Source organism: Nonomuraea turkmeniaca, from assembly GCF_005889735.1.
Lineage (GTDB): Bacteria > Actinomycetota > Actinomycetes > Streptosporangiales > Streptosporangiaceae > Nonomuraea > Nonomuraea turkmeniaca.
Window position 1 is genome coordinate 1 of sequence record NZ_VCKY01000303.1, and the last position, 11,126, is coordinate 11,126.

Sequence of the window (11,126 nt, forward strand, 5' to 3'; positions counted from 1 at the left end):
AACGGCCGCCCCCGACACCCCCCAGCAGCGCCTGGACGACTACCAGCGCCTGTTCGGCCGGTTCCTCATCGGCCGGGAGAAGACCGCCGAGGGCATCCGCTTCAGGCTGCGCGCCGAGCCCGGTGTCGAAGAGGAGGTGCGCGACCTGGCCGCGCGGGAGAAGGCCTGCTGCGCGTTCTTCGCCTTCGACATCACCACCGACGGCGAGCAGGTGATCTGGGACTGCGCGGTCAGCGACAACGACACCGCGCGCGCCCTTTTGGAGGAGTACTACCTTCTGCCCGAGACCGCCGACAAAGACCCCGACGAGACGGAAAAGCGCCTGGCCGCGAAGGGGCTGCACTTCATCACCGAACCGGGCGGCACCGTGCACCAGATAGCCCACGACTCGGCCTGAACCCCCGTCGCCCGGTCCGGGACGCCTCGGCCACCTGGGTGAAAATCTCGAACGACAGGCGAGTTCCCGATCCTGCCGGCGCTCATCGCCCAGGCCGGCGAGCCCGGTCAATGTCTCGGTAGGCGCAGGATCAGCCGCGCCCCTGGGGCGTCCCCGGCTTCCAGCGTGCCCCCATGAGCCGTGGCGATGTCGCGGGCTATGGGCAGCCCTAGCCCGCTCCCCCCGGTGTCCCAGGATCGGGTGTGATCGAGCCGCGTGAACCGTTCGAACACGCGCTCCCGCATGTCCTCAGGAATCCCCGGCCCGTCATCCTGCACCTCCACCACGGCCTGATCCGCTTGCCCCGTCACGGATACCCGTATTCGTGAATCGCCGTACCGGTCGGCGTTGGACAGCAGGTTCGTCAGCAGCCGCCCTAGCCGCAACCGGTTGCCCTCGACGTGAAGTCCGGGCTCCACGTCGGTGGTCACGGGCAGCCGGAAGTGCCGCAGGGCGATTTCCTCCTCGACCAGCTGCCCCAGATCGATCCGCTCCATCGCCGTCTCCACCCGCGCGTCCAGCCGGGCCATCAGCAGCAGGTCGTGGACGATGTCCGACAGCCGCTGGGCGCAGGTGATCGCCGCCCGCCACTCCTGTTCGTCCAGGTCCTCCAGGCCCGACTCCAGCCGTACCATGAGCCCGGTGATCGGCGTGCGCAGCTCGTGGGAGGCGTCGGAGACGAAGCGCCGATTGCGTTCCACGGCGTCCTCCAGCCGCGCCAGGGTCTGGTTGACCGTGGTGGCCAGCTCGGCGATCTCGTCCCTGGTGTCGGGCACGTCGATGCGTCGGCTCAGATCTTGGGCGCTGAAGTGTTCCAGCCCCGAGCGGATCCGCTCGACGGGGGCGAGGACCCGGCCGGTCCCGTACCAGGCGCCCCATCCCAGCAGTGCCACCAGCACTGCTGCTGCGCCGGACAGGAGCAGGGGCAGGAACGGCGTTGCCAGCAGGAACGGCTCGTGCATGGCCGCGTAGGCGACGACGGACCCGTACACGCTGGTGGGGTTGCTCGTTCCCACCACGACCAGGCACCCGTCAGGCAGGCACACTCGGTCCTGGACCCGCGAATCGCCCCCTGTAGGCCAGGCGCGGGTGAGGACCCGCTGGCCGGTGGGCCCGGCGTTGGCGGCATGTACCTGGCCGGTGGCGTCCACGATCTGCATGATGTACACGCGATCCCACGGCGGGATGGGGCCGGTGAAGGGCCGCTTGTCGATGACGGTGGCGAGGTGGCGGCTGGCGTCGTCGGCATGGGCCACGAGGTCGGCCCGCGCCCGCACCGGGTAGGTCAGCGAGATCGCCCACACCACCGCCAGGACGATGGCGCCGAACAGCGTCACCGCCGCGATCGTCATCCGAGCCCTGATGGAGCGACCGCACGCCATGCTCATATTCTGTCACTTACGGTACAAATGGCTGGTAAAGCGACCTAGGCCCGATGCGTGACAGCCAGTGTCCTCATCTCAGAGGGACTCTCCGGTCCCCGGCATCCCGGCCCTCCCTTCCGGCACCAGCCTGGCCGGTGCGCCTGCTGCTGCCAGGCGCGTGCGACTTCCGCGAGCGGCACCCCGATCGTGTCGCTCACGATCTGTCCTCGGGCGGCTCAGAAGTAGCCTCCGTCGACCAGCAGCGTTCGGCCGGTCATGTAGGACGCGTCGTCGGAGGCGAGGAAGGCGTACCCTGCCGCGATCTCGTCGGGCTGCGCGAGACGGCGCAGCGCCCCGTGCGTTGTCTCCCATTGCGACATGGGCACCGTTGTGGCCAGGTCGGGGTGCTGGTAGGAGGCGGCGTGCTCGGCGGCCATGTCGGTCGCGGTGCCGCCGGGGGCGATCGCGTTGATGGTGATGCCCCGTCGGCCTAGTTCGGCCGAGAGGTTGAGGACCATGGCCTCGACCGCTGCCTTGCTGGCGGCGTAGAGGGTGTGGCCGAACACCGCGCGGCGGGCGCTGACGGACGAGGTGAGGACGATCCGGCCGCTCGCGCGCATGTGGGCGACGGCGTGCTGGACGGTGAACAACTGCCCACGCGTGTTGACGGTGAAGACCCGGTCGAAGTCTGCCGGGGTGATGTTCTCCAACGCGTCGAAGTGCTCGATGCCCGCGCAGCTGGCCAGCACGCAGCTCGGCGACGAGCTTGACCACGGCCGTGTGGTTGCCCCGATATCCAATCGCCACGGCCGCTCCTTCGGCTGCCAGGCGGCGCGCTACGGCGGCGCCGATGCCCCCTGCTGCCGCCGGTCACCACTGCGGCCTTGCCGTCGAACCGTGAAATGCCTGCTGCCATGACTTACCTCGCCATCGTGCGTGAGCAGGTGGGGCGACCCAGGTGGAAACGGTGATCGCCCCGAACAGCGTCACCGCCCGCGCGCGGCATCCGCGCCCTGATGGAGCGGTCGCACGCCACGTTCATATTGTGTCACTTACGGTAGATACCGCAGGTAAACCCGGCAAGCAGCGAAGTCGCGTTGGTGTCAAGGATGACTTGCGCGTCGGCGTCGCCGAGGGTTTCGCTGATGAAGGCGACGGCGCCGTAGGTGGAGAGCGACCCGGTCTGGTAGGGGAAGTCACTTCCCATGACGAGGCGGTCTGCGCCGACAGCGTGTACGCCGGCCAGCAGCGCAGCCGATGAGCCGTGGCAGACCGTGTCGTACCACATCCGTCGCGCAGCCTCGCTGGGTACCATCTCCGGGTCACTGCCGCCGAGCCGCGACAGGTTGTCCCACCGGTTCAGCAGCATGGGCAAGGCGCCGCCGAAGTGGGAGTTGATGATCCGGACTCGGGGATAGCGCAGGAGATGGCCCTGGGTGATGAGCTTGGCGGCCGCGATCGTGTCCTCTACGGGAGCGCCGACCAGCCAACTCAGAGGGCCGTCGAGCTGTGGTGAGCCCGCGCGGTCTCCCGTGGGGTGCAGGAACACGACTGTGCCTCGCCGGTCGAGCTCCTGCCACAACGGCGCGAACTTCCGGTCGGTCAATGCCTTGCCGGCAACCGTCGTGGCCATCGTCATGCCCACCATGCCCGGTGTGGACAGAGCGCGATCGAGTTCGGCCAGCGCGTCGTCGAGATGGGGCAACGGCACGGTTGCGAACGCCCGGAACCGCCGTGGATGACGCTCCACCAGCTGCGCGTACCGATCGTTGATCAGTCGGGTCGCCCTGATGGCCGGAGCCCGGTCTGCGAGGTGGCCGAACATCGGTGCGGCGCTCAGGACTTGGAGATCGACGCCCGCCTGGTCCATCAAGCCGAACCGGGCGGCGAGATCAGCGCCGGTGTCATCGGCACCCAGTCCTCGATGCATGGCCGTCGTTGTGACGCCGCCCCGTTCAAGCAGGTCGAGGTAGTCGGTGGGATAGAGGTGGGCGTGGATATCGATCGGCATCGGCAGTCTCCGCCTCGAGGTGCGTCTAAGACTGCCAACGCTTCGAAGCATGATTTGCTGGTTAGGCGGTGGCAAATTCCTCGGCACCCTGGCCTGGCATCGCGGGTGACACCCAGATGGGCTCCAGCTGGCTGCAATCGCCCGGTACCGGCCGGCCGACGCGTAGGACCCCGGCTAGCAGGGATGCCCGGCGTATTGTGCGGGTGGCAGCCTGAGGCCGTGGAGTTGCGTTGCCTGATCGTCGACGACAGCCCGCGATTCGCAGAGTCCGCGTGCCGGCTGCTGGAGTCGCAGGGCGTACGGGTCGTCGGTGTGGCCGCCACCGGGGCCGAGGCGGTGGCGCGGGCCTCGGTGCTGCGGCCGGACGTGGCACTGGTCGACGTCGGCCTGGACCAGGAGAGCGGCTTCGACGTGGCCGCCCGGCTCGGCCCTACCCCGGTCATCATGATCTCCGCGCGGAGCGAGGACGATCTCGGCAGGCCGGTCTCGGCGAGCCCGGCGATCGGTTTCCTGCCGAAGCCCGGCCTGTCGGGGGCGGCCATCCGCTGGCTGCTCAACGGGCCTGAAGACGGGCTGCTCAACGGGCCTGAAGACCGGCTGCTCTACGAGCCTGAAGACCGGCTGTTCAACGGGCCTGAAGAAACGTGAGGACGGCCAGCACCCGGCGGTGGTCGTCGCCGGTCTCGGCCAGGCCGAGCTTGGTGAGGATGCTGCGGACGTGTTTTTCCACGGTGCCCTCGGCCACCCACAACCGGTGGGCGATACCGGCGTTGGATCGGCCCTCGGCCATCAGGGACAGCACCTCGCGTTCCCTGGCGCTGAGCGCATCCAGCGGGTCGTGGCGGTGCCGGGCCGACACCAGCTCCTGCACGAGCGCCGGGTCGACCACCGAGCCGCCGTCGGCGATCCGTCGTACCGTGTCGACGAACTCCGCCACGTCGGTGACCCGGCTCTTGAGCAGATAGCCGATTCCGCCGCCGCTGGCCAGCAGCCGCATGGCGTGCTCGGCTTCGGCGTGTGCCGACAGCACCAAGATGGCGACGTCGGGGTGTTGCGTCCTGATCTGCGCGGCGGCCTGTAGTCCCTCGATCGTGTTGGTCGGCGGCATGCGGATGTCGACGATGACCAGCCCGGGGCGTAGGTCGCGGACCAGGGCGAGCAGCTGCTCGGCATCGCCCGCCTGGCCGATCACATCCAGGCCGGAGCGCTGCAGGAGGCTGGCGAGCCCTTCGCGCAGCAACACGTCATCGTCGGCGAGGACCACCCCGGTACCGGCCATGCCACCATTATCGGACACGCTCCGTGGCCGATAAACTGCGGTAGTGGGTCTTGGCCGGGCACGCCGACCGGCAAGCGACGTCGGTCGCGGTCTGACTTTGCGCGCGGTGACGGCGGGAGTCGTGCTCGCGCTGATCGTCGGCGCGGCGTTCGCGATCCTGCTGTCCTCGATCGCCGACCTGCGCCGCACTCAACTGCGTGAGCAGCGCTCGGAGCAGGTGCTGGTGATGGCCAACCGGCTGGAGCGCCTGATCATCGATATGGAGACGGGGCAGCGCGGGTTCGCCCTCACCGGCCAGGAGCAGTTCCTCCAGCCGTGGCGCGCGGCCATCACGGCCTATCCCGGGGAGGTCGGCGCGCTGGAGCGGCTGGTGGCTGACACCCCTGCGCAGCGTGTGCTGGCCCGGCAGATCGCAACCGCGGGGGCCTCCTACATCCACGACTACTCCATCCCCCTGGTGGAGAAGACGCGTCGCGACCCGGCCGCGGTGCCGAGCCCGGAGGTCGCCGAGGAGAAGCGCCGGGTGGACGCGATGCGCGCGAAGTTCGATGCGCTGGTGGCGGCCGAGCAGTCGATGGTCCGGGGCCAGCAGCAGCGCTCCGACGCGGCGGCGCGCCGGGCCGGCACCGTGGGCGTCGCGGCACTGATCGTGTCCGTTTCCTTGATCGGGATCTACTCCGGCTACCTTGCCCGGGCGATCGCCGCGCCGGTGCGCCGGGTGGCCGCGACCGCGAGGCGGCTGGCGTCCGGCGATCTCGCGGCGCGCGTGCCCGTCCGGGGAGCCGGCGAGATCGGCCTGCTGGAGCGCAGCTTCAACACGATGGCGGCCACCCTGGCCCGCAACCGGGCGGAGTTGGCCGCCTCGCGCTCGCGCATCGTGACCTCTGCCGACCTGGCCCGCCGGCGCATCGAACGCGACCTGCACGACGGCATCCAGCAACGGCTGGTCTCGCTCGTGCTGGACGTGCGCTCCGCCCAGGCGGAGCTGGGTTCGGATCGGCTCGAGTTCGGCGGGCGACTGGACCGGCTGGCCGGCGGGCTGGGTGAGGCGATCGACGAGCTACGCGAGATCTCCCGGGGCATCCACCCGGCGATCCTGAGCGAGGCCGGGCTGGATCCGGCGCTGAGAACTCTGGCCCGCCGCAGCCCCGTGCCGGTCGAAGTGGACGTGGACGTGCCGCGCCGGCTGCCTGAAGCGGTGGAGGTGGCCGCGTACTACGTGGTGTCCGAAGCGCTCACCAACACGGCCAAACATGCCCATGCGACGGTCGCCACCGTGCGGGTCCACCTCGAGGATGAGGTCCTGCGTCTCGAGGTACGCGACGACGGCGTCGGAGGCGCCGCGGCCGGCGAGGGCTCCGGCCTGGTCGGGCTGGCCGACCGCGTCGAGGCGCTGGGCGGCACTCTCACTGTCCTCAGCCCGCCCGACCAGGGCACGACCCTCCGGGCCGATCTCCCGCTCGGCCAGTGGTAGCCCGGGGGATTCCTGCCAGCCGGTAGTCAGGATGGCCGCTGGCCGGGCAGATTGGCGCGGGCATCAGGTGCAGGCTTGACGAATAGCCCTTGATGCCCCGATACGGAGCCAGGGTGAGCCGGCCGTGAACGCGGCCATCGAGGAAGGACTCACGATGACGGCAACCAGCATGCCGACGCTCGGCTTTGTCGGCCTCGGCCACATGGGCGGAGCGATGGCCGGCCGTCTCCTCGCCTGCGGATATCGCGTACACGGGACGAGCCGGACACGCAGCCGCGCGAACCATCTCATCTCCGCCGGCCTGCGCTGGCACGATACGCCGCGCGAGGTCGCCGAGGCCGCGGATGTCCTGTTCACCTCCCTCCCGGACGACGAAACCCTGAACGTGATCGCCACCGCGCCGGACGGCGTCCTGGCGGGCCTCGCCGCAGGAACGACCTGGGTGGAGATGAGCACGGTGAGCCCTCACACCAGTCGCAACGTGGCCGTACTCGTCAACGCCCGCAGCTCCACCATGCTCGACGCGCCCGTGTCGGGAAGCGTGCCACAGGCGCGGGACGGGACATTGACGATCATGGTCGGCGGCGACAAGGAGGGCTATGCCCGCGTCGAGCCGATCCTGCGCGACCTCGGCACGCCGGCGCGCATCGGCACGAACGGGCAAGGGCTGGCGCTCAAGCTCGCGATCAACATCAGCGTCGCCGTCCAGATGATCGCCTTCGCCGAGGGCCTCCTGCTCGCCGACCGGTCGGGTGTCGACGACGAGCTCGCTCTCAAGCTGATGGCCGAGAGCACGATCGGCTCCCCCCTGCTGAAGGCGCGGGCGCCGTTCGTTCTCCACCTCCCCGACGAGGCGTGGTTCGACCTCCGTCTCATGTACAAAGATCTCGAGCTCGCGCTGGCTGCGGCTCGCGAGCTCGACGTCCCGCTGCCGACCGCCGACCGCGCCGACGAGGTCGTGCTCGCCGCGCACTGGCTCGGCTTCGAGCGGCGCGACCTGGCCGCCGTCTTCGAAGTCCTCGATCACATGACACCACGCCCCCCGGCCCGGCACGGCGCCACACCGGCGGCCCGCCGCACCGCTTGAAGGCGCTGCCATGAAGAGCATTCCCGCAGGATGTGGCCCATCCCTGTCGCACGAAGGAGAGCCGGACCCGCAAGCCGCCGGGTACGCGGCGCCGGACCCGAGGCGCTGGCGTGCCTTGATGGTGACGCAGCTCGCGGCGTTCATGATCCTGCTCGATGTCAGCATCGTGAACGTCGCCCTGCCCTCCATCGAGCGCGAGTTCGCCGTGCCGGCGGCCACGGCTCAGTGGGTGGTGTCCGGGTACGCGCTGACCCTGGGCCTGACGTTGGTTCCCGCGGGACGACTCGGCGACGCCTTCGGCCGGCGCCGCATGTTCCTGCTGGGCCTGGCCGCGTTCGTGCTGACCAGTGCCATGACAGGCGCGGCGCCGAGCCCTGGGGCGCTGATCGCCGCCCGGCTGCTGCAAGGCGTCGCCGGCGGCCTCCTCATCCCGCAGAACTCCGGGCTCGTCCAGGAACACTTCGCGGGCGCCGAACGCGGCCGCGCCTTCGGGATCCTCGGCTCGACGATCGGTCTGGCGACCGCGGCCGGTCCGGTCGTGGGCGGGCTGATCTTGTCGTCAGACCCCGGACAGGACGCGTGGCGCTGGGTCTTCTACGTCAACGTGCCGATCGGACTGATCGCCTTGCCACTGGCGATTCGGCTCGTACGATCCTCGACCGGACAAGGGCCCCGGACTACCCACCTGGACGCGCGCGGTTCGCTCCTTCTGGGCGCCGGCGTGCTCAGCCTGCTGATACCGCTGGTCGATGCAGGCGACGGCGGCGCGTACCGGTTGTGGTGGTTGTGGCCGATGGCGGCGTTGCTGTTGGCGGGCTTCTGCGCATGGGAAGCGCACGTCGTGCGGCGCGGGCGGCAGCCGCTGCTGGATCCGCGGCTCAGGCGAACCCCTGGGTACGTCGCCGGATCCGGCATAGGCCTCGTCTACTTCGTCGGGTTCACCGGCATCTGGCTGGTGCTGGCGTTGTTCTTCCAGGATGGGCTGGGCTATTCGCCGCTCCGCTCGGGGCTGGCGGTGACCCCGTTCGCGCTGAGTGTGGCGGTCTCCGCGATGGTCGCCGGCCGCCTGGTGGCCCGATTCGGGCGGTGGCTGACCATATGCGGGCTCGCCGCGGCAGTGGTCGGGCTGGCCGCGACGGCGCTGGAGTTGCGACACGCCACGGGCGGCGGTGCGGCGGCGGCGATCGTGCTCCCGCTGGTGGTGGCCGGGTTCGGCAGCGTCATGGTGACCTCGCCCAACATGACGCTGACGCTGCAGAACGTGCCAGTCGGGATGGCTGGCGTGGCCGGCGGGGCCGTACAGACCGCCCAGCGGATCGGCGCGGCGATCGGCACGGCCACGCTCGCCACGATCTTCTACCACCTGCTCGTGCGCACTGGCGGAAATTACGCCACGGCGATCTATGGCGCCGTCCTGGCCTCATGTGGGTTCATGGCGGTGGCCCTCCTACTGGCCCTCACGGACCTGGCCCGAAGGAAGTCGGCACGCCCTGCCTGATCCGAGGCCGGAGGCTTGGACCTAGTCGGCGATCGATGTGCCTAGGAGCGCGCCCAGGCCGATGCTGATGCCGGCGATGAGCACGCCGCCGAGGGTGACGGTGGCCAGCGAGCCGGCGAAGGAGACGCCGAAGAAGCGATGGCGCAGCCATGCGAGGACCACCAGCTCGACCACGACCACGGCGAGCGCGACGGCGAGCGCGGGCAGGTAGTCCGGGATCAGGAACGGCAGGGTGTGCAGGATGCCGCCCAGGAAGGTGCCGCCGCCGACGACGCAACCGCGTTTCCAGGCGTTGCCGCGTTCGGTGACCGCTCCGGTGTCGGACAACCCTTCGGAGAAGGCCATGCTGATCGCCGCGCCGATCGCCGTGGCCAGCCCCGCGACGAACGCGTAGCCCGGCTTCTGCGTCGACACCACCACGGCGAAGATCGGCGCCAGCGAGGACAGCGAGCCGTCGATGAGCCCGCTCAAGCCCGGCTGCACCCGCTGCAGCAGGAGAACGCGTTCCTCCTCGGCCTGCCTCGCCGCCTCCCGCTGGTGCGCGGTCGTCCGGCCGGGGTCCGGAGAGTCGGAATCCTTCGGCGCTCCCGCATGCACAATTCGAGTGTTTCCCCTGCTCAAGCCCACTGTCAAACAGCCACGAGGCGGTCTGCCGCCATCCGTGCCGCCGTCAGCTTCCCGATCGCTCACCATGACCCCAGGCTCCACGGTGGTCAGGCCGACAAGGGGCCGGACCTGCGGGATCGGTGAGACTAGGGCAGTCTTGCTGGTGTGATGGCGATTCATTCGTTGCCCACGCAGCCGCAGGCGGAGCCGTTTCACATGATCACCCACCTCTCACCGCCGCACCTGCGTCCGTACGTGCTGGGGTGGGCCGGCTTTCGCACCCGGGTGGGAGAGCCCGCCCACCCCAGCCGGATGCTGCCGCTCAACGCGGCCACCCTGATCATCGACTTCACCGGCATGAGCCCGATCGTCACCGGTCCCCGCGCCACCGCGACGTTCTCGGCCCATACGCCGTGGCGTCACGGGATGGCGGTCGGACTCACCCCCGCCGGGATGTCGGCGCTGACGGGGACACCGATACGCGAGGTGGCCGGCACGACCGCGCATCTCGAAGACCTCCTCGGCACCCGTGCCGAGGAGCTGACCGACCGGCTGATCGCGTCGGCGAGCTGGACGGACCGCTTCAGCCTGCTGGACGAGCGACTGACGTCCTGGCTGCGCCCCGACGCCGGCCCCAACGACGTGATCATGCACGCCTGGTGGCGGCTGCAGGAGCCGGCCGGCCCGCCCACCATCGGGGCCCTCGCCGATGAGCTGGGCGTCAGCCGTCGTTATGTCGAGCTCGGATTCCGCCGGGTGGTGGGCTTGTCGCCCAAGACGGTAGCCCGGATCGCCCGGTTCCAGCGGACCGTGGACACGTGGAGACGCCACTCGGCCACGCTGGGCGAGGCCGTCGCCTGCGGTTACGCCGACCAGCCTCACCTCACCCGCGAGATCCGGGCGATGGCGCAGATGACACCGAAGCAGCTGTTCGCATTCGTTCAAGACACCGATCGGCTCACCGGCTAGCGTGACCTTCCGCTCCGGACCGAACGAGTGCCGGGGAGAGGAAGGGGCAACACGTCATGGCAGGCGTTCTCGCGGCCGATCCCACCCTGGCCAGCTTCGGGCAGGACCCGCTGTGGATCACCCTCGTCAAGGCCGTGATGTTGTTCCTCTTTCTGGCGCTGGGAGTCGTCTTCGGGGTCTGGTTCGAGCGCAAGCTGATCTCGCGGATGCAGAACCGCTACGGGCCCAACCGGGCCGGTAAGTTCGGTCTGCTGCAGTCCGTGGCCGACGCGATCAAGATGGGTCTGAAGGAGGACCTCTTCCCCAACACGGTGGACAGGGTGCTCTACCTGCTGGCGCCCATCATCATGGTGGTGCCGGCGTTCCTGGCCTTCTCGATCGTGCCGTTCGGGCCGATGGTCA

The 11,126-nt window shown here is 69.8% G+C and carries 11 protein-coding genes and 1 pseudogene; 7 read left to right on the plus strand and 5 right to left on the minus strand.

Annotated elements, in window-relative coordinates:
- Positions 1 to 397 (plus strand): annotated as a pseudogene (locus ETD86_RS56225) (hypothetical protein); the annotation flags it as partial.
- Between the two features lie 107 nt (positions 398 to 504).
- Here ETD86_RS56225 and ETD86_RS48315 read toward each other — a convergent pair.
- From ETD86_RS48315 to ETD86_RS48325, 3 genes are all read right to left on the minus strand, one after another.
- Complete coding sequence (locus ETD86_RS48315; RefSeq protein WP_138673352.1) at positions 505 to 1,788, minus strand: sensor histidine kinase; 1,284 nt, start codon at positions 1,786 to 1,788, stop codon at positions 505 to 507.
- Positions 1,789 to 2,036: 248 nt separating this feature from the next.
- Complete coding sequence (locus tag ETD86_RS48320; RefSeq protein ID WP_211370787.1) at positions 2,037 to 2,549, minus strand: SDR family NAD(P)-dependent oxidoreductase; 513 nt, start codon at positions 2,547 to 2,549, stop codon at positions 2,037 to 2,039.
- 299 nt (positions 2,550 to 2,848) lie between these two features.
- Positions 2,849 to 3,811: an amidohydrolase family protein gene (locus tag ETD86_RS48325; RefSeq protein WP_138673353.1), complete on the minus strand. Its 963-nt coding sequence runs from the start codon at positions 3,809 to 3,811 to the stop codon at positions 2,849 to 2,851.
- 219 nt (positions 3,812 to 4,030) lie between these two features.
- On the opposite strand from ETD86_RS48325, the gene ETD86_RS48330 reads away from it, so the two are divergent.
- On the plus strand, positions 4,031 to 4,459 hold the full coding sequence (locus ETD86_RS48330) for a response regulator (RefSeq protein ID WP_138673354.1): 429 nt from the start codon (positions 4,031 to 4,033) through the stop codon (positions 4,457 to 4,459).
- Here the strand turns inward: ETD86_RS48330 and ETD86_RS48335 are convergent.
- Positions 4,437 to 5,090, minus strand: coding sequence for a response regulator transcription factor (locus tag ETD86_RS48335; RefSeq protein ID WP_138673355.1), 654 nt, complete (start codon positions 5,088 to 5,090; stop codon positions 4,437 to 4,439). The two genes, ETD86_RS48330 and ETD86_RS48335, sit on opposite strands and share 23 nt — an antisense overlap.
- A gap of 106 nt (positions 5,091 to 5,196) precedes the next feature.
- Between ETD86_RS48335 and ETD86_RS48340 the strand changes: the two genes are divergently transcribed.
- The 3 genes from ETD86_RS48340 (at position 5,197) to ETD86_RS48350 (ending at position 9,149) form a co-directional block, all read left to right on the plus strand.
- A complete protein-coding gene (locus ETD86_RS48340; RefSeq protein ID WP_138673356.1) occupies positions 5,197 to 6,564 on the plus strand; it encodes a CHASE3 domain-containing protein in 1,368 nt (455 codons plus the stop codon).
- A gap of 154 nt (positions 6,565 to 6,718) precedes the next feature.
- Positions 6,719 to 7,651 carry an NAD(P)-dependent oxidoreductase gene (locus tag ETD86_RS48345; RefSeq protein ID WP_138673357.1) on the plus strand — a complete coding sequence of 311 codons (933 nt, stop codon included), beginning with the start codon at positions 6,719 to 6,721 and terminating at the stop codon, positions 7,649 to 7,651.
- A gap of 10 nt (positions 7,652 to 7,661) precedes the next feature.
- Positions 7,662 to 9,149 (plus strand): MFS transporter, encoded by a 1,488-nt coding sequence (locus ETD86_RS48350; protein ID WP_138673358.1) that lies wholly within the window; start codon positions 7,662 to 7,664, stop codon positions 9,147 to 9,149.
- Between the two features lie 21 nt (positions 9,150 to 9,170).
- Here the strand turns inward: ETD86_RS48350 and ETD86_RS48355 are convergent, their stop codons facing one another.
- On the minus strand, positions 9,171 to 9,746 hold the full coding sequence (locus ETD86_RS48355; protein WP_211370789.1) for a VIT1/CCC1 transporter family protein: 576 nt from the start codon (positions 9,744 to 9,746) through the stop codon (positions 9,171 to 9,173).
- Between the two features lie 225 nt (positions 9,747 to 9,971).
- Between ETD86_RS48355 and ETD86_RS48360 the strand changes: the two genes are divergently transcribed.
- The gene (locus ETD86_RS48360; RefSeq protein ID WP_170223691.1) at positions 9,972 to 10,724 is read left to right on the plus strand and encodes a helix-turn-helix transcriptional regulator; all 753 of its coding nucleotides are present in this window, start codon (positions 9,972 to 9,974) and stop codon (positions 10,722 to 10,724) included.
- Between the two features lie 56 nt (positions 10,725 to 10,780).
- The coding region (locus ETD86_RS48365; RefSeq protein ID WP_211370790.1) for an NADH-quinone oxidoreductase subunit H at positions 10,781 to 11,126 on the plus strand (346 nt) is incomplete at its 3' end.

Bases quoted from the DNA above. Each gene is read 5' to 3' on its own strand.
- ETD86_RS48360 (WP_170223691.1), top strand. From the start codon at position 9,972: ATGATCACCCACCTCTCACCGCCGCACCTGCGTCCGTACGTGCTGGGG.
- ETD86_RS48325 (WP_138673353.1), bottom strand. From the start codon at position 3,811: ATGCCGATCGATATCCACGCCCACCTCTATCCCACCGACTACCTCGAC.
- ETD86_RS48335 (WP_138673355.1), bottom strand. From the start codon at position 5,090: ATGGCCGGTACCGGGGTGGTCCTCGCCGACGATGACGTGTTGCTGCGC.
- ETD86_RS48345 (WP_138673357.1), top strand. From the start codon at position 6,719: ATGACGGCAACCAGCATGCCGACGCTCGGCTTTGTCGGCCTCGGCCAC.
- ETD86_RS48350 (WP_138673358.1), top strand. From the start codon at position 7,662: ATGAAGAGCATTCCCGCAGGATGTGGCCCATCCCTGTCGCACGAAGGA.
- ETD86_RS48315 (WP_138673352.1), bottom strand. From the start codon at position 1,788: ATGACGATCGCGGCGGTGACGCTGTTCGGCGCCATCGTCCTGGCGGTG.